The sequence below is a fragment of the Pelagibius sp. Alg239-R121 genome (assembly GCF_947331435.1).
Classification (GTDB): domain Bacteria; phylum Pseudomonadota; class Alphaproteobacteria; order Kiloniellales; family Kiloniellaceae; genus Denitrobaculum.
The window spans coordinates 449,614-474,930 of sequence record NZ_CAMZOF010000001.1 but is presented as its reverse complement, the minus strand read 5'-3'; the positions used below and the strand labels follow the sequence as shown (position 1 = coordinate 474,930).

General features: G+C 58.4%; 23 protein-coding genes and 1 tRNA gene. 10 read left to right on the top strand and 14 right to left on the bottom strand.

Going from position 1 to position 25,317, the window contains the following annotated elements:
• Window positions 1-18: 18 nt before the first annotated feature.
• From QMZ18_RS02015 to QMZ18_RS01990, 6 genes are all read right to left on the bottom strand, one after another.
• On the bottom strand, window positions 19-552 hold the full coding sequence (locus QMZ18_RS02015; RefSeq protein ID WP_282604555.1) for a molybdopterin-dependent oxidoreductase: 534 nt from the start codon (window positions 550-552) through the stop codon (window positions 19-21).
• A 252-nt stretch (window positions 553-804) separates the two neighbouring features.
• A tRNA-Arg gene (locus QMZ18_RS02010) sits at window positions 805-881 on the bottom strand.
• A gap of 137 nt (window positions 882-1,018) precedes the next feature.
• Window positions 1,019-1,696 (bottom strand): GNAT family N-acetyltransferase, encoded by a 678-nt coding sequence (locus QMZ18_RS02005; protein WP_282604554.1) that lies wholly within the window; start codon window positions 1,694-1,696, stop codon window positions 1,019-1,021.
• 144 nt (window positions 1,697-1,840) lie between these two features.
• The gene (gene hspQ / locus QMZ18_RS02000; RefSeq protein WP_282604553.1) at window positions 1,841-2,170 is read right to left on the bottom strand and encodes a heat shock protein HspQ; all 330 of its coding nucleotides are present in this window, start codon (window positions 2,168-2,170) and stop codon (window positions 1,841-1,843) included.
• A 360-nt stretch (window positions 2,171-2,530) separates the two neighbouring features.
• Window positions 2,531-3,052 (bottom strand): rhodanese-like domain-containing protein, encoded by a 522-nt coding sequence (locus tag QMZ18_RS01995; RefSeq protein WP_282604552.1) that lies wholly within the window; start codon window positions 3,050-3,052, stop codon window positions 2,531-2,533.
• A gap of 92 nt (window positions 3,053-3,144) precedes the next feature.
• A complete protein-coding gene (locus tag QMZ18_RS01990) occupies window positions 3,145-4,314 on the bottom strand; it encodes a 2OG-Fe(II) oxygenase (RefSeq protein WP_282604551.1) in 1,170 nt (389 codons plus the stop codon).
• A 275-nt stretch (window positions 4,315-4,589) separates the two neighbouring features.
• Here QMZ18_RS01990 and QMZ18_RS01985 point away from each other — a divergent pair, with 275 nt between their 5' ends.
• The gene (locus QMZ18_RS01985) at window positions 4,590-5,168 is read left to right on the top strand and encodes a septation protein A (protein WP_282604550.1); all 579 of its coding nucleotides are present in this window, start codon (window positions 4,590-4,592) and stop codon (window positions 5,166-5,168) included.
• 16 nt (window positions 5,169-5,184) lie between these two features.
• Here QMZ18_RS01985 and QMZ18_RS01980 read toward each other — a convergent pair whose 3' ends face one another.
• Complete coding sequence (locus tag QMZ18_RS01980; RefSeq protein WP_282604549.1) at window positions 5,185-6,366, bottom strand: alpha/beta hydrolase; 1,182 nt, start codon at window positions 6,364-6,366, stop codon at window positions 5,185-5,187.
• Window positions 6,363-7,334: an ABC transporter ATP-binding protein gene (locus QMZ18_RS01975; protein WP_322097161.1), complete on the bottom strand. Its 972-nt coding sequence runs from the start codon at window positions 7,332-7,334 to the stop codon at window positions 6,363-6,365. Before QMZ18_RS01975 ends, QMZ18_RS01980 begins: the two co-directional genes overlap by 4 nt.
• 448 nt (window positions 7,335-7,782) lie before the next feature.
• Between QMZ18_RS01975 and QMZ18_RS01970 the strand changes: the two genes are divergently transcribed.
• A complete protein-coding gene (locus QMZ18_RS01970; RefSeq protein WP_282604547.1) occupies window positions 7,783-7,959 on the top strand; it encodes a zinc-finger domain-containing protein in 177 nt (58 codons plus the stop codon).
• Between the two features lie 3 nt (window positions 7,960-7,962).
• Here QMZ18_RS01970 and QMZ18_RS01965 read toward each other — a convergent pair whose 3' ends face one another.
• Window positions 7,963-8,532 carry a TetR/AcrR family transcriptional regulator gene (locus tag QMZ18_RS01965; RefSeq protein WP_282604546.1) on the bottom strand — a complete coding sequence of 190 codons (570 nt, stop codon included), beginning with the start codon at window positions 8,530-8,532 and terminating at the stop codon, window positions 7,963-7,965.
• A gap of 340 nt (window positions 8,533-8,872) precedes the next feature.
• Between QMZ18_RS01965 and QMZ18_RS01960 the strand changes: the two genes are divergently transcribed.
• The 6 genes from QMZ18_RS01960 (at window position 8,873) to QMZ18_RS01935 (ending at window position 17,610) form a co-directional block, all read left to right on the top strand.
• Window positions 8,873-9,295 (top strand): nuclear transport factor 2 family protein, encoded by a 423-nt coding sequence (locus QMZ18_RS01960; RefSeq protein WP_282604545.1) that lies wholly within the window; start codon window positions 8,873-8,875, stop codon window positions 9,293-9,295.
• Between the two features lie 202 nt (window positions 9,296-9,497).
• The gene (locus QMZ18_RS01955) at window positions 9,498-9,920 is read left to right on the top strand and encodes a fasciclin domain-containing protein (RefSeq protein WP_282605579.1); all 423 of its coding nucleotides are present in this window, start codon (window positions 9,498-9,500) and stop codon (window positions 9,918-9,920) included.
• A 110-nt stretch (window positions 9,921-10,030) separates the two neighbouring features.
• Window positions 10,031-10,654, top strand: a complete 624-nt coding sequence (locus QMZ18_RS01950) for an HD domain-containing protein (protein WP_282604544.1) — start codon at window positions 10,031-10,033, stop codon at window positions 10,652-10,654.
• Window positions 10,655-10,963: 309 nt separating this feature from the next.
• Complete coding sequence (locus QMZ18_RS01945) at window positions 10,964-12,544, top strand: SEL1-like repeat protein (protein WP_282604543.1); 1,581 nt, start codon at window positions 10,964-10,966, stop codon at window positions 12,542-12,544.
• A 446-nt stretch (window positions 12,545-12,990) separates the two neighbouring features.
• Window positions 12,991-15,828, top strand: a complete 2,838-nt coding sequence (locus tag QMZ18_RS01940; RefSeq protein WP_282604542.1) for a tetratricopeptide repeat protein — start codon at window positions 12,991-12,993, stop codon at window positions 15,826-15,828.
• A gap of 324 nt (window positions 15,829-16,152) precedes the next feature.
• Window positions 16,153-17,610 (top strand): lipopolysaccharide biosynthesis protein, encoded by a 1,458-nt coding sequence (locus QMZ18_RS01935; RefSeq protein WP_282604541.1) that lies wholly within the window; start codon window positions 16,153-16,155, stop codon window positions 17,608-17,610.
• Between the two features lie 147 nt (window positions 17,611-17,757).
• Here QMZ18_RS01935 and QMZ18_RS01930 read toward each other — a convergent pair whose 3' ends face one another.
• Window positions 17,758-18,834: a glycosyltransferase gene (locus QMZ18_RS01930; RefSeq protein ID WP_282604540.1), complete on the bottom strand. Its 1,077-nt coding sequence runs from the start codon at window positions 18,832-18,834 to the stop codon at window positions 17,758-17,760.
• A gap of 121 nt (window positions 18,835-18,955) precedes the next feature.
• Window positions 18,956-20,131, bottom strand: a complete 1,176-nt coding sequence (locus QMZ18_RS01925; protein ID WP_282604539.1) for a glycosyltransferase family 2 protein — start codon at window positions 20,129-20,131, stop codon at window positions 18,956-18,958.
• Window positions 20,132-20,384: 253 nt separating this feature from the next.
• Here QMZ18_RS01925 and QMZ18_RS01920 point away from each other — a divergent pair, with 253 nt between their 5' ends.
• Entirely contained in the window at window positions 20,385-21,788 is a 1,404-nt protein-coding gene (locus QMZ18_RS01920) for an MBL fold metallo-hydrolase (RefSeq protein ID WP_282604538.1), read from the top strand.
• Window positions 21,789-21,987: 199 nt separating this feature from the next.
• Here QMZ18_RS01920 and QMZ18_RS01915 read toward each other — a convergent pair whose 3' ends face one another.
• The 3 genes from QMZ18_RS01915 to QMZ18_RS01905 are packed head-to-tail and all read right to left on the bottom strand — an operon-like array spanning window position 21,988 to window position 24,316.
• Entirely contained in the window at window positions 21,988-22,236 is a 249-nt protein-coding gene (locus QMZ18_RS01915; protein WP_282604537.1) for a hypothetical protein, read from the bottom strand.
• A gap of 47 nt (window positions 22,237-22,283) precedes the next feature.
• Window positions 22,284-22,724 carry a hypothetical protein gene (locus QMZ18_RS01910; RefSeq protein ID WP_282604536.1) on the bottom strand — a complete coding sequence of 147 codons (441 nt, stop codon included), beginning with the start codon at window positions 22,722-22,724 and terminating at the stop codon, window positions 22,284-22,286.
• Window positions 22,721-24,316, bottom strand: coding sequence for an FAD-dependent oxidoreductase (locus QMZ18_RS01905; protein WP_282604535.1), 1,596 nt, complete (start codon window positions 24,314-24,316; stop codon window positions 22,721-22,723). The genes QMZ18_RS01910 and QMZ18_RS01905 overlap by 4 nt, the downstream gene beginning before the upstream one ends.
• Before the next feature lie 237 nt (window positions 24,317-24,553).
• Here QMZ18_RS01905 and QMZ18_RS01900 point away from each other — a divergent pair, with 237 nt between their 5' ends.
• Complete coding sequence (locus QMZ18_RS01900) at window positions 24,554-25,306, top strand: YdcF family protein (RefSeq protein WP_282604534.1); 753 nt, start codon at window positions 24,554-24,556, stop codon at window positions 25,304-25,306.
• The last annotated feature ends 11 nt before the right edge of the window (window positions 25,307-25,317 follow it).

Below are 25,317 nucleotides of genomic sequence, written 5' to 3'. Positions count from 1 at the left end.
AGTGACCTGCCGGCGGGCCTAACGGATCTCGAGGCGCTTGAGTTGCCAGATCCAGCGCCCGTTGATGAGGGGGTCGTCCAGCTCGGGGTATTGGTCTCGGGGATACACGATCCAGATCGGCCCCTTGTCCCGAAGGGTTAAGCGCTTGCCGTTCATCTCCATGGCCAGGATGACCGGGTAGCGCAGAAAGTCTGAAACGGGGATTTCGACAGTGTAGTCGTTTGCGGCTGTTGCCAGGATTGTGGTGCCGCTGGCGCCCAGGCGCTCGAGCAGATCGCTTACGAGAGGACCTTCAAAGGACTGTATACCATCCGTCCAATCCGTCGAGGTTTCGATCTTTGTGATGCCCAGTCCCTCGAGCATCGACCGATCCAGGATAGCCACAGGGCCTTTCGCGTCTTTGACGTTGCTTTGGATCAGCTTACCGGTAACTTCGAGCAGTACGCCTTCGGTTGGTACCGGCAGGCTGCCTTCGGTTTTCGCCAGCAGGGTGGCACTCTGTGAGATTATAGCTGCAGCGAGAAACGCCGCGGCGAGACGAGACTTGAGCATCCTGGCAATCCTTTGCATTCGGCTATTGCTTACAGGCGCCCCGGATTGTCACGCCCTAACCGGAAGGGTCAGCAAAGGTCATGCCATGCCCTTTCACCGGCAGATTTGCAGGCTTCTTGGGTAGAGTTTTTCATTTTGGGGAAATAATCTTTGCAAAATGCAAAGTCTTGCCACTCTGCAAAGGCCGCGGTTGCGATGTGGTTACTTTGTCAGAACCGCATGCTGTGGAAAGTCGTAACTATTTGAAATAATTGGCGGACCCGACAGGATTCGAACCTGTGACCTCTGCCTTCGGAGGGCAGCGCTCTATCCAGCTGAGCTACGGGTCCTTGGAGTCTGATGGTTTTTCACAAAGTCAGTGAAAAGCGATCGCACTCTTATGAGGTGCGGCGGAACATACTGCAAGCCGGGGGCTTGGTAAAGAGGCCTCGTCAATTCTCAATTTGCTCTCGATGGCGGCCGCGAATCACTGCGCCGGCGCAGCAGAATCAACCAGTTTCCGGGCGTCGTCCCAGGCGATCAGGTGGTAGTCGACCATCGCGCCGCCCATGTCTTCGCGGCCGTGTTCCCGGCTGACCCCGCCCATCTTTCTGTAGAAACTGATCGCGGACAGGTTTTCATTTAGGACTTCGAGGGAAAGGCTCTTGCGGCCTTCCGCAATCACCCGTGCCGCGGCTTCTCTCAGCATCCGGCCGCCGATGCCCCCACCCCGTAAGCCCGGGCGGACATGCAGGTTATCGACGTAGGTGTCGTAGCCTTCCTTGTAATCGAACCATACCGAGATGAAGCCGAGGAGCCGGCCCGCCTGCTCGGCCACGAAAACAAAGCCTTCGGGCCTGTGCTTTTTCTGGCCGGGTGGGGCGGTCTCTGCTGCTTGCGATCCTGCCTCCTGCTCCCCTGGTCCTGGGCCCGCATCACCGTCGGCGGCCAGCAGGTCCTGCCAGCGCGCGCGGTGTTCGTCGGCCAGAGGGCCATCGAGATAGGCATCGGTCAGGAGGCCGCGATACGCGCTTTGCCAGCTTTCACTGTGCAGCCTGGCGATTGCCAAGGCATCGGCGGCAGTCGCATCACGGAATGTCAGGCCGTCAAAGGCCTCGCCATCCGTGAGTTGTGAAGGGTTATCACCGGGTTTTTGAGTCGGCATGATGAGATGCAGTTCAAGAGGCTGAAAACGGGCTGACTTTCAGATCAGGACTGCTTGTTCCACTTCAACCGCTGCGGAGTCAAGTAAAGCGAGCGGAGTTATGAAAAGCGGGTGGCCCGCAGCAGAGCGAGGCGGGTAGATCTGTTAGTTGGCCTGGCCGGCGCGCAGGTGATAGCGGCCGTCTTTGATGCCTTCAAAGACGTCTTCAACGCTTGGATGACGGATCGGGCCGCTGTCTTCGTCCTGCAGCAGATTTTGCTCGGAAACGTAGGCAACGTAGGGACCTTCCGCGTTCTCGGCAAAGAGATGATAGAAGGGCTGATCTTTAGCGGGACGTACGTCCTCGGGAATGGACTCGTACCATTCTTCGCTGTTGCTGAACACCGGGTCCACGTCGAAGATAACGCCCCGAAAGGGATAGACCCTGTGGCGGACGATCTCACCGATACCGAATTTTGCGGTCGAGGACTCCATAACTTCCTTTTTCTCTCGCGAACAAGCGCTGTGTAGGCCTCAGGCCGAAATCAGAGCGTCGATATCAGGCCTGAGAAGTCTAACATTCAGGTGGTTAATGCCGGTTTTATCCCGCGCTACCCGCTGTCGTAAAGCTAGGAATAATCCGTACCACCTGAAGTAATGCGGCGCAGCCCCCTCTGCACGGCCTATGGCTTGCTGGAGCGGCCTCCGGATCCTGAACGCTTTAGGCTAAATCAGTGAAAACGATCATCTGCCTCTAATTTATGTTGCGCGCCGTGCCTGAACAGTCAGCGCAGACCAGACGGTGCAGACTAGACGGTGCAGACCAGGCAGCGCAGACCGGTCAGTGCAGACCGGTCAGCAGCGGGTGCAGCGGTCGACGGGTAGCTTCCGTGCCAGCCATCCCGGGCCGCCTGTGCTGCCCAACATACCCTCTTTAATATTCAGCACCCGGGTAAATCCGGCTGCGCGCAGCGCGTTCTGTGCTCTGGTTGAGCGATTGCCGCGGGCACAGATCAGCGCCACCGGCGTATCCAGATTGTCGCCGACCGATCGCTTCAGGGCGCGCACAAAACCCTCAAGGCCTTCGGGATCGTGAATGGTCACGGCCTGGGCGCCCGACGGCAACCCGGTCTGTTTCCATTCCTGCGGTGAGCGTACGTCGACGATCGTCATCTCGCCCCGCTGCGACAGGGCCAGCGCTTCGGGGCCCGAGATGTCCGTACTTGCCGTCGCCGTCTCGGTCTTGCTCTTACCCGCCGCGGCTGCTGCCATTGGACGGAACGGGAGGATGCTTGCGGTGGTGACGATACCCAAGAGGCCAAGCAGGAGCCTGCGGCGGCTTGTATGGTCTGCAATGCGGTTGGTGTCGTCTGTCATGGCGTCCTGCGCTAAACATTTGTGACTAAGACTATGGTTCGAAAGGGGTAAAAAGCCAGTCACAAGCGCGCGAACTTGTGTCAAGGCGCGTTCTAGGTCTTTTTCGCCTTCGCCTGCCGTTCGATCTGTTCCTGCAGGGCCGGGTCGCGCAGGAAGCTCAGAAGGGTGAAGCGCCGGCCGCTGGTGACCGGGAGCGCTTCGTGAATCAAGGAACAGGAGAACAGGATCGCGTCCCCGCTGCGCGGCCGGTAGCCCTCCGGGCCGTACTCGGGAAAGCGCAGGCCGCCGCCTTCGTAGTCCTCGGTATTGAGGTTGAGGGTCAGCGCGAACATGCGGGCCTGGGTGTCGGGGGTCGTATTGTCGCGGTGCGGCCGAAAGTAATCGCCGCGTTCCGCGTCGTAGCAGGTGATAACGAAGCGGTCGAAGCGGAAGCGCTGAAAATAGAAGGCTTTGGCCAGCTCGGGGGCAATCCGGCGGCCGACGATCTGCGTCAGGCTCTGATCCAGCGCGGTGTCCAAGACTTGATGGTCGCGCCGCTTTTTCATGCCGGGATCAATCCGGCGGGTGTCTACCCCGTCGATCCGCGTGGTCACGAAGCCTTCTTCATTGTGGTGCCGCCAGCGGGCGATCAAGGCCTCGCAATCCGCGCTGTCCAGCACCTTGGGGACAATCAGGACCGGGGCCGTGCGTTGCGGTTCCGGTGCCAGCGCCTCCGGGAGGCGGGTTTGGTAAAACTCCACCACGTCCGCGGCCAGGCCGCGTGCGCCGATATCGCCAAATGCCATGGTCTTAAGCAGGCGCTGATTTTCGTCGAGCAGCAGGCAAAAGGCCTGTCCCTTCGTAAAACCGCTTTTGCCGGTCAGCTCGTCGGATACTTTACCCTGAGGGTCGGCATAGAGCAGGAAGGGAACAGTCAGGCCTTGCGCGAGCCTGCTGGCCTGTTCGACCTGCAGCCGCCCGATCGCGAAGACATCGATCCGGGCCGCCTGTAGGGTATCGTAGGCCTCGGTCAGCTGGTTCAAACACGTCGTGTTTTCGGCGGTCTCCTCCGGAAAGACGAACAGGAGATTTCTGAAGCCACGGGTCTTCTCATAGAAAACCCAGAGGAATCCATCGCTGCCCGGCAGAACGAAGTTGCCGAGCCGGTCACCCGGCGCCAGCAACGGCCGTTCCGCAAGAGTCGGCAGGCTGTCTGCAGACTGATGGGTGTCGGTCTGTTGGGCGGCAGTCTGAGGGATGGGGGGCTGATGAGAAGAGGTCAAAGCTTCGCGGTCCAATTCCTGAAGGTCGGCTGTATCTTGTCGTAAGATGTCTTTATCGTTGGGCGCCTCTTGTAGTTAGGCGTCGCGTCTCGGCGCGTCAATGCACATGCGCTGCGGCAAATCTTCACCTTTGCTCAGCAATTTTGCGCTTTGCTGTCCAACCGCCGTTCGCATTCACGGCTGGACATTCCGGCGTTTACCCCAACATAAGGCGTCTTGCAGTATCACCTGCGATACTGTTTTGTAGCTTTGGTTCTCATGCTGTTCGGATCGATATGAAAGATAACGCGCCTAAGTGGCTCAAGCCCGCGACCGAGTATGGTCCGCTGGTGGTTTTTTTCGTGGCTTACTATGCTCAAAAGGACCTTATCGTCGCCACGGTGGGTTTGATGGCCGCCACGGCCGTGTCGTTGACGTTGTCGCTGGTCATGACACGCAGAGTGCCTATGATGCCCCTGATCACAGCGGTGATCGTCGGTATCTTCGGAGGCCTGACGATACTTCTCAACGACGATACCTTCATCAAGCTCAAGCCGACTATCGTTCAAGCCCTGTTTTCGGTGATTCTGCTGGGCGGTCTTGCCTTTGGAAAACCGCTGCTTAAGCCCGTGATGGGATCGGCCTGGCCCATGGATGAGGCCGGCTGGCGGCGCCTGACACTGCATTTCGGCCTGTTTTTCGCCGCCATGGCCGTGTTGAACGAATTCGTCTGGCGCACTCAGAGTGAGGAATTTTGGGTGAACTTCAAGGTCTTTGGCCTGATGGGCCTGACCTTCCTGTTTGTCCTGACGCAGTTGCCGCTCATGAACAAGCACGCCCTGCCCGAGCCGGCAGAGGACAGCAGCGAAAGCTGACGGCTTTTACCTCGGATCAGGAATCGGCAGGCAGCGGCGCGTCGGTGTTGCCGGCTGTGTCGGCGAGCGGTGCCTGGTAGCTTTCCAGAGCTTCTCGGGCCAGCCTGTCCGCACCGGACGGCAGCGGATGACTGCTGCCGGCCGCCCGTGTTTGATCTTCCGTCCACTGGGCGATATCCGCGAGAACGATCCCGGCGTCCAGATCCCTTAGCAGCATATGCCAGCCGTTGCTGTAGAGCGCCAGGCGCTGGTCCGACCGGCGTGCGGCCGGCAGCATCGCCCAGAGCTGAAGCGTGGGTTCGCGCGGGACGATCTCGTCCTTGTCTCCATAGAGCAGCAGGGCGGGCCGGTCCAGCAGCGGCGCGGCCGACAGGGCGTCGTCCATCAGATTCACCAAACCATGGATGGCATCGACCCGGGTGCCTTTGATGACCAGGGGGTCGCGCCCAAGTCCGCGCAGCATTTCGATATTGTCGGAGGCCTGAATCTTCAAACCGGATCCGGTCAGTCTGGCCCAGGGAATAGCGCGCGCGCCGAGCCAAAGCGCCGTTCTTTGATACCAGGGCATAGTTGAGCGCGCCCAGACCGCCGGGGCAGACAGAATAACGCCATCGGCATCCGGTGGGGTGGTCGAGTTGTAGGCCGCCAGGATGACCGCGCCGCCCATGGATTCGCCCAGCAGATACAGCGGCTTTCCCGGATGGCGTTGCCGCAGCGCGTGGCTGGCATCCGCCAGGTCTCCGGTCAGCACATCGCTTCCGGCCCAGAGTCCGCGGTGCGGTGCTTCGCCAAATCCCCGCTGATCGTAGGCATAGACCGCCAGCCCCATGGAGGCGAGAACCTTGCCGGGACCGTCAAAGGCGTTGGAATAGTCGTTAAAGCCGTGAAGGGCGAGAACCACGGCCTTGATATCGGCTTCGCTGACCTCCGGCTCTTTGTCTGCGTCTGCGTCTGCGTCTGCGTCTGCTGCGGCTGCCTGTGCAGCCGATGGCGGCAGCCAGTAGCGTAACGGCAAGTCCAGGCCGTCCGATGTCGTGAAGCTGCTGTCCGAAAGCATGGGAGCACTGTCGCCCGGGCCCCGAGGCGCCAGGTTTGGCGCACAGGCCGCCAGCAGCGTGACCGCCAAGGCGACAATAGTGGTAATCATCCAGGATTTATGTGCCGATCGATGCGGCCCGGTCGTCTTTTGTCTGATCAACTTGCAATCTCATCATGTGCGCCACGGGTGAGCTGCAAGAATATATCCTCTAAATCTGACTGATCCGTTGTCACGTCGGCGATTTTCAGCCCTGCGCGGCAAACGGCATCGAGAATACCGGAAACGGCACTTTCGCTGGCACGGTAATGAAACACCAGCTTGCGCGGTTCGGGATGATCGAAGTTGAAGCCGGCAAGTGCTTCGGGTACCTCATCGAGATCTTCCGCCAGAACGATTGCCAGCTCTTTGTTGTCCAGGCGTGCCAGCAATGCGGGGGTCGTGTCGCAGGCGATGACCCGGCCGTGGTTGATGATTGCAATCTGGTCACAGAGTTCTTCGGCTTCCTCGAGGTAGTGCGTGGTCAGGAGGACCGTCGTGCCGTTTTCGTTCAATTCGCGCACATGGGCCCAGAGCTGTTGGCGCAGCTCGATATCGACACCGGCGGTGGGCTCGTCCAGCACCAGAACCGGGGGATTGTGAACCATGGCCTTGGCGACCATCAGGCGCCGGCGCATCCCGCCCGAGAGTGTCCGGGCATAGGCATTGGCTTTATCGGAAAGGCCCAGCGCCGCTAGAATTTCGTCCGACTGCCGTTCACCGGGCGGCACGCCGTAAAGGCCCGCTTGCAGCTCCAGCAGTTCGCGTGGTGTGAAGAAGGGGTCGACGTTCAGTTCCTGAGGAACCACACCGATGGCCGCGCGGGCCTGACGGGTGTTGGTGATAATATCGAGATCCCAGATCTTCGCGCTGCCGCTCGTCTTGTTCACAAGGCCGGCCAGGATGTTGATCATGGTCGATTTGCCGGCGCCGTTCGGGCCAAGCAATCCAAAGACCGATCCCCTGGGGATCGCCAGGTCGACGTCGATCAGAGCTTTTTTGGCTTCACTCTTGCCGCTGGCACTATAGGTCTTGGTCAGACCCTTCAGCTCTACGGCGTACTTTGGCAAGGTGGTCACGTTGGCATCCATAATGACGTCATTCAGTTTTTTGGCGGTCAGGCTGTCGGGCATTGCTGTTCGCATTTCTCAGTGAATTTCGGTCGTAACCCTTGGTGCGGTCTGCAGGAGCGCAAAAACCCAACAGCGCCGCAGCCCGTTTGATGCAGCGGTCAAATGGACCGGTTGTTCTGCGGCTAATGCCATTGATCATGCTGCGCCAATGGGTATCATCCGCAAAGATAAGGGTCAAACCGCGCCCGTTAAACCCCGCACACGGGGATTTGCGCCTCCTATACCCAGGAGAGGGGGGTATTCGTTGTCGCCACAAATAACGACGCACTCTGGGATAAGGTGCTGCGGGGATATGAGGCGTGGTCAAGTCCGGCTTGAATGTCGATCGGATTTGCGTGAGAATCCGTGCGAAGATGTGCTGCAGCGCCGTTGGACCAGCGGGATTGCACAAACAGGGGAAGTTAACATGGAACCGGCCGAAACCTTGACCGTAGAGTCCGAAACCATCGCGTGCGACGGCGGTAACGGCCCGCTCGGCCATCCCCGTGTCTACCTGAACATGGAAGGCAAAGGCCACATCGACTGCCCCTACTGCGGCCGTCGTTATGTACTTGCCGAGGGTGCGGTTTCATCCGGACATTGATTGTCAGGGGTGATCGCGCTCTAGCAGACGTTTCTTCAAGCGCAAAAGTGTTCGTTCAAACACCGCCGATTGTCCGATGCTCCGGGCCAGGACCAATGCGCCCTGGATCCCGATAACGGCGTCTTCCGATAGATCGCGCGCCAGGGTTTCGTTACGCCCTGCCCGGATCAAACAGGATTCGAGATCCATGACCCAGGTCTCAAAGTAACCGCGAACCTGGCGTTCGAAGCGGTCGCATTCCTGCCCCAGGGCAAAGGCACCCACGAGGCAGACGCGGCGGCCCGAACGGAAATAGCGATCGACTTCTTCGAACATCTTTTCGATCGCGGCTTCGGCATCCGGCTCGTCGCGCAGTGGTTTGAAGACCCGGTCTTCGAACCACCTGCCGATTTCCTCCAACACGGCTTCCGCCATCTCGTCCTTCCCACCCGGGAAGAAGTGATAAAGGCTGCCCTTACCCAGCTTGGTCTTTGCGGTGATGACAGAAAGGCTCGTGCCTTCGAAGCCGTGGGTTCTGAAGACCTCGGCCAGGGCGGTCACTGCGTCACTGCGTTCCGATACCACTCGCGGCATAATCGTCCTCTGTGCTCCGGGTGCTCAGCTGGCAACCTGATCCAATCTGCCCCAGCTGCCAAATCCATTCGGCCCAATCCATTCGGCCCAATCCATTCCGCCAAATCCTACTGCCCGGTTCAATCTCTTCTTTCGGGCTCTTGTCCCCGGCTCTCGTCCCCGGGTTCCTGGGCACATCGCGGTGCTGCTTCTTCGGACACATTTTACTCAATTGCCGGGGCCGCGAAAATTTATCTTGAACTCGCCGGTTTCATGATCAATTGTACCAATTAGTACATACTGTGACGAACGGTAAAATTCAAGCATTCCGAATAGCTGCAGAAACCGAGAAAGGCCTCTCATGGAACAGCGTCCCCCTCTTCCTCCCTTTACCGAAGAAACCGCAAAACAGAAAGTCCAGGCGGCTGAAGACGCCTGGAACACCCGTGATCCGGATCGTGTCTCGAAGGCCTATACGCTTGATTCCCAGTGGCGTAACCGGGCCGAGTTCCTGAGTGGCCGGGACGACATCAGGGATTTCCTGAAACGAAAGTGGGACCGTGAACTCGACTACCGCCTGCGCAAGGAACTCTGGTGCTTCACCGAGAATCGCATCGGCGTCACTTTCCGCTATGAATGGCACGACGATTCCGGCCAGTGGTTCCGGTCGTATGGAAACGAACTTTGGGAATTCGATGAAAACGGCCTGATGCGTCAGCGGATCGCCAGCATCAACGATGCGCCGATCGCCGAGGCCGACCGCGAGTTTCGATGGGAGCGGTAAAACCCGGCAGGGCACATCTGTGGTCTGATCGTTCCGGTCAAGAACGACCCCCGCTGTGACCTATTTGTGTTGCTGTGATCCTCTTCCGCTGCGTCCCCGTATCTCCTGGTAACCAAACAGACTTTTCAGGAGGACGAACGTGAAACAGTTACGCCTTTCTCTCATTGCAGCCCTGGCGGCCGTGCCACTCTTGTTCAGCGGTATGGCGGCGAAAGCAGGAGATATCGTCGATACGGCCGTTGAAGCCGGTCAGTTCAAAACGCTGGTGGCCGCGGTTGAGGCCGCGGAGCTGGTCGAGACCCTGAAGGGCGACGGTCCCTTTACCGTTTTTGCACCGACCGACGAAGCCTTCGCAAAGCTGCCGGAAGGGACGGTGGAAGACTTGTTGAAGCCTGAGAACAAGGACAAGCTGGTGGCGATCCTGACCTACCACGTCGTACCCGGTAAAATTATGTCGGGCGATATCGCCGGCAAAACCGCTGAGGTCGAGACCGTACAAGGCGCTAAGCTCGCGGTCGATGCCATGGATGGTGTGAAGGTAGATTCAGCACAGGTGATCACAGCCGACATCGAAACCTCGAACGGTGTCATCCACGTCATCGATACGGTTGTGATTCCGAAGTAGTATCAACGCTCCCTGGTATTAAGCGCGTACCCGAAAAGGCCGGCACGTTGCCGGCCTTTTTTTGTTATGCTCCGCAAATTCCCACGCTCGAGATCGGAACATCGAACCTCATGGACGCCGTTGAACCTATCCTGGATCTATTGAAACTCGCGGAGGGCCTGAAGAAAGAGCTGCGCCACAGCTGGCTTTCCGATGGCCGCCGCGAATCGGTCGCCGAACACAGTTGGCAGATGGCGTTGATGGCCATGGTCATGCACCGTCATCTTGAGCATCCGGTTGATCTTAGCCGGACGCTGCAGATGATTGTCGTGCATGATCTGGTCGAGGCCGAAGCCGGAGACGTGCCCTTTTTCGAAACCGGCGAGCGCAAGGAAACCAAAGCCGTGCGGGAAGCGGCGGCGATGGAGAACATTCGCAAACTGCTTGGCGGTGAAGACGGTACCCATATTGCCGAGCTCTGGCGGGAGTTCGAGGACAGGGAAACGCCCGAGGCGAAATTCGCCGGAGCGCTCGATAACCTGGAAGTGCAGCTGCAGCACAATCTGGCGGACTTTTCGACGTGGGAGGAGATCGAATATGGGCTCGTCTATAACAAGATGGACAGACCCTGCGCCCATGATTCCTTTCTCCGGGCCATGAGCAGTGCGATCAAGCAACAGGCCGAGCGGAAGATGATGTCGGGCGGCGTGGATGTAGAAGCCGTCAAGGCACGTGCGCTTGCTCCGAAGACATGAAAACCGAGGGTTGATATCCCGTCAGTGCGGCAGTGCCTCGTCCAACGGTCTGCCCAATGGCCGAGCAGGAAAGGCCTCTTAACTGGCGACGATGAGTGCCGTCGTTCATGGTTAACGCGGCCACGACGGCGAATCATTCTCTAACCTATTGATGCAGAGACTGATTTACGGGTATTTTGAGTCATAGAAAACGAACAAGCTTCAGGGTCTGGCATTGCGCCGGAGTACGGGCGCATCGCGTTTTCTTTCGGCGTTAAGATGAGTGCGAATCAGAAGTTCATAGTTTTGCGGGCCTTTGGGGGAGGTTTGATGTTCTCGGCTTGGTTGGGCCTGGTCACTTTTGCTTTGGCCATGCTGGGCCTGGTCACGTTGGGCTTGTCTCCCTTGAGCTTGTCACCGGCGTTTGCTGCTCACTGGGATGAGACACTTCGACCTGAAACACCTCGATCCGAAACACCTCGATCCGAGCTGGCCGCCGATCCTGTGCTTTTGGCCGGTCTGGCTGATGATTTCGAGCGCGACGGCAGCCATTCGCGCAACCAGATAGATCTTCAGTTTTACCAACGCGGCGCCGAGCAAGGGGATGCCGAGGCGCAGTACTGGCTGGCGCAGCATTACGACTTTGCATGGAACGTGCCCGAGAACCTGCCTGCTGCAGTGCATTACTACCGGCTGTCCGCGAAGCAGGGATACGCGGACGCCCAGAACAATCTTGCCGATCTCTACTACAACGGACGCGGTGTTCCACAGGACTATGAGGAAGCCGCGCGTCTTTACCGTTTGGCGGCGGACCAGGGCCAGGTTTTCGCGCAAGGTTCCCTGGGCGCGCTCTACCAGCGGGGCCATGGCGTGCCGCGGGACTACGGAGAAGCGGCCCGCTTCTATCGCTATGGTGCAAATCAAGGCAACGCCTTTTGCCAAAGCTCGCTCGGGTTCCTCCATGAAATCGGCCGGGGCGTTGCCCAGGATCACAGCGAGGCTGCCCGGCTTTATCGTTTGGCGGCGGATCAGGGAGAAGCCTACGCCCAGAACCAACTCGGTGACCTCTACTACCATGCGCAGGGGGTCACGCAGGACTTTGCCGAGGCTGCCCGCCTGTATCGCCTCGCCGCCGACCAAGGCTCCTCAGCCGCCCAGATTTCCCTGGGGTATCTTTACGAATATGGCGAGGGGACGGCTCAGAATTATGAAGAAGCCGTCCGCTGGTATCGTTTGGCGGCGGATCAGGGCGATTCCACGGCCCAAACCAACCTCGCAAATATGCTTTATCGCGGTGACGGGGTCGGTCAGGATTTCATTCAGGCCAGGGAATTCTATGAATTGGCCGCGAACCAGGGCAACCCTGATGCGCAAGCCAGCCTTGGCGATCTCTACAGCGAGGGTCTGGGCGTCGAGCAAAACCTTGAAAAGGCGGCGCTTTATTACGGACAGGCGGCCGACCAGGATTCCGACTACGCCCAGTACAGGCTGGCGCACGCTTACAGACTTGGTGCCGGAGTACCGCTGGACGCAGCGGAGGCAATTCGTCTCCTTCGCCTGGCATCTGATTCCGGTCACATCGATGCTCAGATCCTCCTGGCGAGATCCTATGAGGAGGGTACGGGCGTGGAACAGGATTACGACCGGGCCTTTTCGCTCTACCAGGCGCTCGCAGAGCAGGGCATTGCAGAAGGCAGGTTCGGTCTGGCCGGCCTCTACCAGCGCGGCTCAGGGGTCGAAAAAAATATGGCGGAAGCCATTCGCCTTTACCGTCTGGCTGCGGACCAGGGTCTGGCTGAAGCGCAGGCGGAGCTGGGCAAAGCCTATCTGACGGGCCGTGGCGTCGAAGCGGATGCAGAGACTGCGCGCCTCTGGTTTGCCAAGGCGGCCGAGAACTACCGCGATCGCTAGGTTGAGGCCTCCTATTCCTTGATGGCCTTGATCGTATATTGGGAGGTTTCAGGCAGGAGAGATCTTGAAAGCGGGCCTGAAGGCCCGGTGAGAGGGCTCGACGCCCTTGAACTCTTCCAAAATACGACCCCCTTTGGGCGACAAGATTATGAGTTCTGGGAACCACGTTCTGGACAGCGTGGCTTCGTCAGTCCAGTTCTGGCAGAGGCACGATGCATCAGTATCGCTCCGCTCCTAACTCCTTGCCAGAAGTCAAAATTTTGTCGTCAAGACCGCCAAGGAATATGAGTTCTCAACCTAGCGGTGTGGGAAATCGCCGCGCTGTTCAGGTCCCTGTTAAGGCGGGCGCAACGCCAGGGGGTGGAAAAATCTATTCGTCAGCGGCATAGTTGCGGCTTCAAATTCTGAGGGAGTAGCTGCTTAGTTTGTTTCTTTTCGGCGTCGTTATGAGATCACCACTGAGTCAAAATTTGCTGCGCGTTCTTGCCGGCGGCCTGAGCTTTCCGGTCCTTTTGACTGTGAAGCTCGCCATTGCTGTCCCCTTGGTCGAGGCTCCGCGATCGGACGGTTCCGGCCGTGTGCTGCTTCAAGTAGGTTTGGCGCGCGATTTTGAGCATGACGGCAGTCATCAGAAGATCAAACGCTCCTTCAAATTCTATAAGCGTGGCGCCGAACAGGGCGATGCGGAAGCGCAATACAGGTTGGCGCGGCACTATTACTTTGCCTGGGAAGTGGAGCAAAATCTCCCCGCGGCGCTGCGCAATTTGCGGTTATCTGTCGCGCAGGGCAATGCCGAAGCGCAGGGATTGCTGGGCAATTTGTATCAACGGGGCGAAGGCGTTGAGAAGAACTACGCCGAGGCGGCCCGCCTGTATCGCCTGGCGGCGGATCAAGGCGATTACTACGGCCAGAGCTCCCTGGCATATCTTTACGAAATTGGCGAGGGCGTGCCGCAAGACTACGAAGAGGCCGCCAGGCTCTATCGTCTTGCCGTCTCACAGGACGAAGCCTATGCCCAGGTCAATCTGGCTGATCTCTATTACGACGGCACAGGCGTCGTGCAGGACCACGAGCAGGCTGCGAGGCTCTACAGGCTTGCCGCCGACCAGGGTTTCGCGCGCGGGCAGAATGCGCTGGGCGTTCTTTACGAAACGGGAAAGGGAGTCCCGCAGGATTACGCCGAAGCCGTGCGGCTATACGAACTTGCCGCCGACCAGGACAATAAATACGCACAAACCAATCTGGCCGATCTGTACTACGGTGGCGACGGCGTCGCGCAGGATTATGCCGAAGCTGCGAGATACTACAGCTTGGCGGCGGCCCAAGGCTATGCGACCGCACAGGGATCCCTCGGCTATCTCTACGAACGCGGCAGGGGCGTAGAGCAGAACCTCGGCGAAGCTGTTCGTCTTTATGGGCTGGCCGCTGATCAAGGCAGTGCCTATGCGCAGACCAACCTCGGCAATCTCTATTACGATGGAAACGGGGTGAAACAGGATTTTGCCGAAGCTGCGCGTCTTTTTGCACTGGCTGCCGATCAGAACTACGCGCGCGCTCAGGATCATATGGGATATCTCCACGAGTACGGCGAGGGCGTCCCACAGGACTACGCAGAGGCAGCCCGATACTACCGGCTTGCCGCGGACCAGGGCCGACGAAACGCCCAGGCCAACCTTGGCGATCTCTATTATGGTGGAAAAGGTTTTGAGCAAGACTATAGCGAGTCGGCACGCCTCTTCGGCCTGGCTGCGGAACAAGGTCATGCGCGCGCCCAGAACTACCTGGCATACCAGTACGATACGGGTTTAGGCGTTCCACAGGACTTTGCGGAGGCCGCGCGCCTGTATCGCCTCGCCGCAGATGAGGAGCGCGCCCACGCCCAGACCAACCTCGGCAATCTCTATTACGATGGTGATGGCGTCGAACAGGATTTTGCGGAAGCGGCGCGCTTCTACGCGCTGGCAGCAGATCAGAACTATGCGCGCGCGCAGTATAATCTCGGATATCTCTACGAATTCGGCAAAGGTGTTCCACAGAGCAATGAGGAAGCCGCCCGGCTCTATCGGCTTGCTGCAGACCAGGGCCACGCCAACGCCCAGGCGAACCTTGGCGATCTCTATGAGAGCGGTAAGGGGGTCGGGCAAGACTATGGAGAAGTTGTGCGCCTCTACGGGCTGGCGGCAGATCAAGGTCATGCACGTGCCCAAAACGAACTGGCATACCTTTATGACATTGGCGAAGCTGTGCCTCAGGACTACGAAGAGGCGGCCCGCCTCTATCTTCTCGCCGCGGATCAAGGCCGCGCAAACGCTCAGAAGAACCTTGGGGATCTCTACTATTTTGGCCGTGGTGTAGATCGGAATTACACCGAGGCTGCCCGGTTTTATAAGCTCGCCGCTGAACAGGGCTACACCACTGCGCTCGGGTCCTTGGCCCTCTTGTACAATACCGGCAAAGGTGTGCCGCGAGATTACGAAGAGGCTGCGCGCCTTTATCGCCAGGGGGCGGAAAAGGGGAGCGCCTATTCACAAACCGGACTTGCCGATCTCTATGCAGAGGGCAAAGGGGTCGAAAAGAATACGGCAGAGGCTGTGCGCCTCTACAAACTGGCCGTTGATCAAGGCTTTACCCGTGCCCAACGAAAGCTCGGAATTCACTATACCTATGCATCGGGTGCGGACCGGAACCGCGTCGAAGCCCTGCGCCTGTTTCGCTTGGCGGCAGATGGTGGCGATGACAAAGCTCAGTACTATCTCGGCCTCGCCTATGTATTGGGACGAGGAACGTCGAAACAGGCCGAAGAGGCTGTGCGATGGTTTCGTCGTTCGGCAGACCAAGGCGACGCCGATGCCCAATACGAATTGGCAAAGGCCTACAGGCTTGGCGCCGGCGTAGTGAAAGACGACACTGAAGCTGCCCGTTTATTCCGTCTTGCATCGGAATCCGATCACACTAAATCGCAGGTGCTGTTGGCAAAACTCCTGGAGGAAGGCGTTGGTCTTGAGCAGGACTATGTGCAAGCCCTCTCACTCTATCGAGATCTGGCGGAACAGGGTGTCGCAGAAGGACAGTTCGGGCTGGCGGCCCTATATGACCGCGGTCTGGGGGTCGAAGAAGATCTGGCGGAAGCCCTGCGTCTCTACCGGCTCGCTGCAGAGCAGGACCTGGCCGAGGCGCAGGCGGCGCTTGGGAAGGCCTATCTGATGGGTCGTGGTGTCGAGACCGATGCCGAGACTGCGCGCCTTTGGTTTGCCAAGGCGGCCAAGAGTTATCGCCGGCGGTGAACCTGACCGGCGAACAAGGCTGCCCTAACGGTTGGCACGAGCTGGTGGTACTTCAGCACGCTGGCCGGCGGCAAAAGATCATTTATTAACCAAAAATTCTCTGCTTTGAGACCAATTTGCCCCTGCGCTCCGCGGCTGGGGGTGTGTGCGCAATCAACCGGCAGATCTTTTATGGAAGGCTGGTTAGCTTGGGCTGGATTTGAGGTCGGTTTTAGCACTATTTTGCAACCTCGCCGATTCGGCCGCCGGACCGGCGAAGCCCGTTATCTTTTGTTTGCCCAATAGAGTAAGGAATGCGGCGCCACCTATGCGCTAAGGAAGTCTATGACCAGTGTCCGCATTTCTTTGCTGATCTCCCTGGCGGAAAAATACTCCGTCACGATCATAAATATCGTCTCGACGATTATCATTGCGCGCCTGCTGACTCCGCTCGAAATCGGCGTTTACTCGGTGGGTCTGGCCTTTGTCGCCATTGCGCACACTCTGCGCGATTTCGGCGTGGGGAATTACCTGATCCAGGAAAAGGAGCTCACCGAGGACCGTATCCGTACGGCCGCAGGCGTGACACTCCTGTTGGCCTGGTCGCTGGCGGCGATGCTCGCTCTGGGCAGCGGGCTGATCGCGGACATCTATAACAAGCCCGAAATGCGCTCGGTCCTTCTGATCTTGAGTCTGAGCTTCGTCATTATTCCCTTCAGCTCACCGACCCTCGCGCTGCTCAGACGGAATATGGCCTTTAAGGCGCTGTACCAGATCCGAATCATCAGCGCGATCGTTCACGCAACGGTCGCCGTCGTCCTGGCCTGGCAGGGCTACAGCTTTGCAAGTCTTGCCTGGGCCTCGCTGGCCGGCGTTTCCACGACCGCGGTGATCGCGGCCTTCCATCGGCCCAACAAGAGCATTATCTGGCCGAACTTCGTCGAGTGGCGCCATGTCGCATCGTTTGGCGGAAAGTCGAGCCTGGATGCATTGGTCACTCAGATCGGCATGAATTCCATCGATTTGATTGCCGGCCGGATGCTTGGTTTCACCGCCGTCGGCATCTTCAGCCGCGCGCAGGGCCTGATCTCGATGTTTTCGCGCGAATTCACCAACGCGGTCCTACAGGTTGCTTTGCCGGCCTTTGCGTCCGGGCATCGCGCAGGCGTGAATTTGAAAGAGCCTTATCTGAAGGCGATCGGAACCCTGACCCTGTTCGCCTGGCCGTTTTACGCCTTTCTGGCCTTGATGGCTTTCCCCATCATCCGGATCATGTTCGGCGATCAATGGGATGCCGCCGTTCCTCTGGTCCAGATCCTGGCGGTGGGTGGCATGGCGTCGGCGATCTGGTCTCTCTGCGGCCAGATCCTGCTCGGCATGGGCAGGATCAACGAACTGCTGAAAGCGCAGATTCTCCTGCAGTCGGTTCGTGTCGTTATAGTTTTCGCGGCCGCCAACTACAGCATCATCCACGTGGCCGTAGGTCAGGTGATCTTCTACATCCTGACCTACTTTGTTTTTTATCATGCCCTCAAACCGCTGGTCCGTATCGGCAACCGGGATGTGCTGCGCGCCACCTGGAAAAGTCTGATGGTGACTGTAACCAGTTCCATCGTTCCCGCCTTTGCGCTCTTTTATCTGAACCCGGGTCCGGGCAATCTCTGGACGCCGCTGCTGATCGCATCTTGCGGGATGGGCACGGGTTGGCTTGCGGGTATCTACCTCTTCAAGCATGAGTTCGGCGGCGAAATCATCAATGCCTATCACGCGGCCATGGGAAAATTCGGCCGCGCAAAAACCTGAACCGAGGTTTCCTCCCGGTGCCGATGCGTGATCGCGGGTTGCTTCCCCTGAAACACTCAGGAATCGAGACTCGGTGGCTGAGATTCGCTGCTTGGGACTCGGTGCCCGGGACTCGGCGCCCGGGACTCGGCGTTTGGGACTTGGCGCTCAGGAAAAGTTCGTGCGGCAATGCTCGCAAATATCGATCACCTTGCGGATCAGTACTTCGGGTTTGATCTCGGGCCGTTGCGCGTGTTTGAGCGCAGCCTCGGCATAACCCCGGTAGCGATCTTCGTCGTCCCAGACTTCCGACAGGGCCTCGAGCCAGGCATCCGGAGAGTCGCTCGGTTCGACCAGCAGGCCGCCTGGTCCGACCGACTCGGGCAGGCCACCGGAGTTACTGGCAATCACCGGGATGCCGCTGAACTGAGCTTCCGTAACCACACGTCCCCAGGCCTCGCCCCGTTCCTTGGGGCTCGGTGCGATCACGACGCGGGCATTAGCGTAGACGGCGCGCATGTCGCCCTGCCGCGGCATCCAGGTTACGTTCTCCAGCGCGGCCACGCGCGACTGATAATCCGCCATGACGTCATCGGCCAGCGGCCAGCCCTCGATGAAATCGAAGGGGATGTCGGGCCGGGCCGCCGCCAGATTGAAGGCCGTTTCCGCACCCTTGTAGGGATGCGGATTGATGAAGGTGACACTGTGACGCCGGCTCTCGGTTTTATAAGCCTCCGGCCGTACCAGGGGCGGCACGGGGTCTGCCGTCAGGCCGAATTCCGCCTTGAAGCGTGATGCCGTGTAGCAGGAGTTTGCAATGTAGCGGACTTTCGGCAGCTCGGTGACGTCGCCGCCCAATTCCTGAAAGAGAGTGTCCCGCAGATAAACGATGGTGGGCGTGCCCTGGTCGATCAGCATACGGGCGAGGCGCAGAGGACTGCCCGCCTGCAGGATTGCCACATCGGGCCGGAACCGGCCGACGACCTCGGCGACGCCCTGTTCCGGATGCCATCCGCGGTAAACCGCATAACCCATGGTGCGGTCCATCGGGAAACTCCGGCTTCTGAAGAGCTTACGTTCCACGCGGTTGCGCAATCCCAGCCAGCCGTCCGGCTCGATCGAAGCCAGAACGGCTGGTTCGATATCCTGTTTCTGCAGTTCAATGCAGAGGTCGTGGGTGCTGGATTCGGATCCGCCTGCCCGTTGCGGCAGATAACTGTGACCGGTTCCAAAAAGTATGCGCATGCAAGATCCTGCGATTTTGTCCGGAGCGAGTGGCCCGGATATTCAGGGCTCCGGCTGTGTCGGTGCCTTTGCGTCAGTCCGGCCGGCAAGGTTTCCAAACCAAATTATCTGGCCGCCAGGTTTAGAATTTTGACCCCATGGCCCCAAAGACCCCTCTCGTGCCCAGCAAGGGAATCAGCCGTGTCAGCATCAGCAATGCCTTGCGGTAGTTTCCTGCGTTAAAGTCTCTGTGGAACTCGTAGTAAAGCGTTCTGGACATTTCGGTCCGTATGCCGCCTGCCAGAGTCTGATCTCCCTTGCTGAAGCCAGTTCTTAACCGGCGTCCGTCGTAACCGGAGCGAAACATCAGCGCAGCTCTGTTTTCAAATATGCGGCGCAAAATTTCCTGTTCCTCAGCAATCAAACCGGAATTGCCTGATTCGCTTTCGAGCAGTTCCGAAAGATCGCTCAGTGCCAGATCCCATAGACAGTAACGCATCATGATCGAGAAGCGCCGTATCAGTGCGTGCCGCCGTTCTGCGCCGCTCAGACTGCGTTCCGCCGTCAGTTGAGGCAGATACTCCCAGAGTGCCAGGTCGTGATAGAGTTCCTGGAAGATGATCCGGTCATACTTGACCCACTTGTCATCCAGCGCCTTGATCCCAAAGCTGTCGCTGCTGCTGCCCCGCGTTCCTGCGTGCTCGCGGTAATAGTAGGTGACCTCTTCGACGACTGCGGCTGGGTAACGCCGGCTCAACCGCAACAGCATTTCGTAGTCCTGCGAGCGAACCAGACGCTCGTCGAAAGGCCCCATTTCCCGATAGCAGCCGGTTCTGACCAATATGGAAGGCTGGGGCAGGAGATTTTCCTCCAGCAGCTGGACGAAGAGAGCACGCCCCTCGTAGTGATCTGCGTGACGAATGGGCCCGGGTTGAATGCTCCCGTCTGCATTTGTTCCGGCCCGTTGATAGGACGAATAGCTGAATCCGTACCGGCCCTTGCCCTCCAAGCCATCGAGATGATGCTTCAGAGCATCGGGGTGCGCGACATCGTCATCGTCGAAGATCCAGACGTATTCACTGTCGACCATGGGCAAAGCGAGGTTTAAGGCTGATGATTTGCCGCTGTTGTCCTTGCGAACGGCATCGATCTCTGCGCCATAACCTTCTAGAATGCTTGGCGTTTCATCCGTCGAGCCATCGTCAACAACGATAATCCGGGCGGCCTTGGCCGTTTGGCCGGTCAGACTATCCAGACACTCTGGAAGATACTTCGCGCGGTTGAACGTCGGTACGATGACGGTTACGTTAGGCGACATTCGTAAGCATTCGATGTTGGTGGGACGTAGTGCCTTGAGGCCTGTTCAGCCAGCGACGGCGGCTATTCATGAGGACTTGTTTGCAGTAATCTGTCAAATGCTGAGCGCCGCCGTGATGTGTGAATGATTTACATCAAAAAATAATGAATATTATTTAGATATAGTCTTGTTTATGAAGAGTAGCGCGGACGTTCAAGGCAGACCTGCCAGTCATTGATTCCCCTTACCACGTAGAGCATAAAAAGGCCATCTAATGAAAACGACATTCGTTGGACATGCGGCAGTTCTTGTCGAAACGAAGGGTTTGCGGATCCTTTCCGATCCATGGTGGCAGGGCCCCTGTTTCGGCGCGCAATGGTGGATTTATCCCAAACCGTCTCTCGAGGCCGTTGATGCGGCGCCGATGGACTATATCTATATTTCCCACGGGCATGCCGATCACCTGCATCTCGGCACGCTGCGCCGCTTTCCAAAGACGACCAAAGTGCTGGTCTCCGACACGCTGGACCTGACACCCTCCTTGGTGCGGGCTGGTTTTGAAGTGATAGAAGTCGGTCAGGATGAAGAAATCGACCTTGGGAACGGGGTCATGTGCCGCATCATTCCGACCTATGCCGACGATACGCTGATGGTCCTGTCGGACGGCGAAGAAGTCTCCTTCAATCTCAACGACGCGCTCCACGCCTCGCCCCGCTACATCCAGGACAGCATTGTGGCGCGCCTGAAGCAACTCTATCCCAAGGTCGACTGTGTCTTTTGCGGTTACGGTATCGCCTCGCACTTTCCCAATTGCTATGTGATTCCCGGAAAAGACAACGCGAAGTCGGCGATCGAACGGCAAAAGCACTTTAACCGTCAATGGGCCCGTATTGTAAACGAGATCGATCCGAAATTTGGATTCCCCTTCGCCGCAGATGTTGCATTCCTGGAAAAGGATCTCTTCTGGGCCAACGAGCCGACGCATAATGGAGAGCGTCCGATTGCAGCCTACGCCGAAATATATCCCCAGTCGAAGGCTGAAGTCATCGATATCGGACCAGGCTTTACCATCGAAAACGGCAAGGTCATCGAAGACGTCAGGTTCCATGATGTCCGCGAGAGTGATCTTCGGGCCCTGTTCGAGCGGGAGATCGAGAAGGTCAACAAGCATCAGGCGGTTGACGCCGATTTTATCGATTATCTGCGCGAGCAGATTGCAGAAAGAGTCGAAATCTGCCGACCTTATCTGATCGAATATAGCGGTGATTACCGTTTTTTGGTGGTTATTCGCGGCGCCGACAGTGCGATAGAACTCTGCAAGAAGGGCAGGACGCTTGAACTCTCGACCCGCAATCTTGCCGACCTGGACCGACAGAGCTACGACGTCATTTTGACCACCCAGTCGTCCTATCTGCGGCGCACGCTGTCGAGCGACTTTGGCCACGAGACGCTCTTCGTCGGATCCGGCTGCATCTTCGAGTACACGAGCAGGGAGAAAGCCGAGCAGAACCTTCATCGCGAACTGCTGCCGGTGCTCAACAACCGGACAGCGCCGCCGCGCTCGCGCTTCGGCGATCAGCCAAAACTGATGTACCAGCTGAAACAGGGTGTCAAAAAGGCGATCGGCCGCGTCGACGAGGATCTCTACGACCTCAAACGCTGGACGGTCTTTTCCTAGAGTAGATCCGGGTTAGACGGAATCGCCTTAGGCGATCTGTCGTCCCGGTGAATCTACTCTAACCATATGATTTAGAGCGGATTCACATGTTTTGACGAAACCACAAGGTGGTTCCGACTAAACATGATCCGATCTAGAGGACGTTTAAGGTGACGTCTGATCGCTTGTCACGAAAACAGTCAAGAGCGTAAATCGCCCTCTAAGCTACTGGGGTGGAGTCTGTTCTTTTGTCTTTGCGGCCGCGCAGTCTGCTGATCACGATGATTGGCAGGACCAGGATGAAGAGCACTGCGTAACCGGCGGCGAGGATCTTCAGCCCCCCGAGCAATACCTGCGGAAACATTTCGTGGGCAATGTCCAGGTAAAGCATAGCTGCCAGCCATGCAATCGACAGCCCGGCAATGGACAGGATCAAGAAGCGCCAAGGTGATCGGGCTTTCTGGGTCATGAGTTCTGATTGCTCTTTCGGTAGCGTTTGCCGTTGTTATGAGGCGATCAGGTCAGTGCCGCCAGGGCGCAAAGCCGCAGTTCTGTCACCGAGAGCATGCAGCCGTCGATCTGAAGCACGTTGCCCTGATCGAAATCCTGCCGCCGCAATTCCTGAAAACCCCGTTTCAGCCGTGATACGTCGGTGAGTCCGGCGCCGTTCGCTGTTGTACCCGGAGGAAAAAGAACCTGTAGATTTGCAGGCGAGAGCAGCTTTTGCTCGAGGTGATCGGCATCGGCTTCTTCTGGGTGCCGCATCAGATAGGCCTGACCCAGAATTGCGGCGCTTTGCCGATTTGAAAAAACACCGGTCAGGCGGCCGCTTGCCGCTGCGCGTTGGCCGGCGCCTGCATTCAGGGCCGAAGAGGCCTGAGCGGTGCCGCCCAAAACCGGCAGGGCCAGCAAAGCGTTCAACAGGATACGGCGGTTCGGGGCGGATAACAGGGTCATGATTTCAGCCCTTTCAGATGATCCGAGAGCCGGTAGGCCAAAGCGATGATGGTCAGGGTCGGATTGACGTTGCCGACCGTGGGAAAGACTGAGCTGCCGGCAATGAAAAGGTTCGGCAGCTCGTGCAGCCGGCAATTGGCATCGACCACTCCGCGCGTGGGATCCTTATCCATGCGCGTTGTTCCCATGTGATGGTAGTGAGGATGCGGATCGATCGACTTGTAGCCGCCCTCCGGCAGGCGAATCCGTACCCGCCCGAGTCCGCTGCGGCCGAACTGGCGCTGAATCTGTTCGGAGATGAGAGTCAGGTTTTCGCTGTCCAGATCGGTCAGGCGCCAGTCCAGGACGCATTGCCTTTGTCCGAAGCGGTCTGTCTGTTCCCCGAGATAAACCCGGCTGTCCGGATTGGGGACCTGCTCTGAGATAACCACCAGATCGATCGAGACCAGCGGATAATCGGGGTGATGGAACAGGCGGTAGTAACCGCTCTCTGCAACATCGTCGATATCGGCGATCACGTTTGCCAGATGCTGTCCGAAGTCGTCCGGCAGCCTGCCTTGCGATCCCGAGCGGACCAGCCTGGTCAGTGATTGCATGCTGGGATCGTCGATATTTTTGTTGAATTCATTAACAATTTTGGCGGCTTGAAAACGGGCGTTTATCAGTCCGCTTTGGCGCTGGGTGTCCTCGGAAAGCGTCAGGATACCCCAGGTTTCGCCCCATTCGGCCTCGAAATCCTTATAAAAGCGGAAATCCAGCTGAGGATCAGAAGGAAAGAGCGCGGCGAAGTCGGGACTGGTCAGATGCTCCATGAAGTAGCGGCCGACAAGATCGTTCTGATTGCCAAGGCCCGCCGTTCGCGTCTTGTTTGCCAGCAGTAGAATTCTCGGGTTTTCGATTCCGCCGGCGGCAAGGACGTAGTGAGACGCACGGGCCGTCAGCGTCTTTTCGTTCAGCGTTTTGATCGTCAGCTCGCTGACCTTTGATGCGAGGTCATCGGTTTTGATGTCCACGACATTCGCGAAGAGATAGGTCGTAACGTTACTTGCCTGTTCGAGCGCCTCTTCGTGATAAAGGCCAAGCGCGCGTGCCTCGCCGCCGACGGTCTGGAACACCTGGGACGTAACGGCGTCGTCGGCAAAGGGCCAGGGCGATGCGCCGACAGCGGACTGCTGGGCCGCGATTTCAAAAGCTTCGTGCGGTACACCGCAAAATTCCGCGGCGCGCCTGTAGTAGGGCAGGAGTTCATCCAGACCGAAGGGCCAGCCGCTGTGCGGGACCCAGTCGCGGACTTCGAAATCGATCGCATCGAGCGGCCGGATATTGCCGCCCCAGTGGTTGGTGCTGCCGCCGAGCATACGCAAGCGTACGCCTTCCAGGTCCGGATAGGGGATCCCGACGACCTCGCCGGCGGCCAGCGCCTGGGTCTCTTCGTCGTAACCGATGTCACCGCTTTCCAACAACGCGATACGCGTGGAATCTCCCGCAAACGCTGTTGCAATGGCCACACCGGCCGGTCCGGCACCGATCACGCAGATATCTGCTTCGATGACCTCTCCGTCGGCCAGACTGCGCGTATCCACGAACGCCATCGTCTTCGAATCCCTCTGACTTTTTGCGCGCCCAGTTGTATCAGGTCGGATTAAAACGGCAAGAGCGCCGGCCTGATGAATAAGTGAGCCAGTCTGCGTGCATTGCGTTAAGGAAGGATTTGACGGCACCCGGATAGCAAGTGACATTGACGCGCAGCCTCACGGCGGACCGGTTCGTCATGAAGGCTCGAATTACCTGCAGGCCGCATTCGGGGGCGGCTCCAGGAAAGGTCGGAAATGCTATCATTCCTGTACTACATTAAACCACTGTTTCTGCCGCCGATGAACTTCATCCTGCTGGCGTTGGTCGGTTGGCTTTGCACCCGGCGCTGGCCGGTCCTGGGGCGCCGGATCATTATGATCGCGGTTGCCGGGTTGCTGCTCCTCTCGCTGCCGGCTGTAAGCGGCGTGCTGCTGAGCAGTTTACAGGTTCATCCGCCGCTAGATACCTCGCAGCCGGTTGCCGAAGATTCGGCGATTGTTGTGCTCGCGGCCGGCATGTATGTGGATGCGCCGGAATATGGCGGTGACACCGCAGGGGGCCTGACCCTGGAACGCCTGCGCTATGCCGCTAAGCTGCACCGGGATCTTGGACTGCCGGTCATGACGACCGGCGGCATTACCGGTGATTTCGATACGCCGCTCTCGGACGCCATGGCGAAGGTTTTGACCGAAGAATTCGGTGTTGAAACCGTCTGGACGGAAGACGAGTCGCTCAATACCAAGGAAAACGCCACGAATTCGGAAGCGTTGCTGCAGTCGCACGGCGTCTCGACCGTCTATCTGGTCACCCATTCGTGGCATATGCGCCGCGCGGTACTAGTCTTTGAGTCCGCAGGATTGTCGGTTATTCCGGCACCGACGCGCCTGGGCGGGATCATCGACATCGGACTGGGCGATTTCATCCCCAATGCCGGAGCCCTCTACGGCAGCTACTATGCTCTGCATGAGTGGCTCGGCCAGATTTGGTATCTTTGGGTTTATACCTGATATGCCCGTCG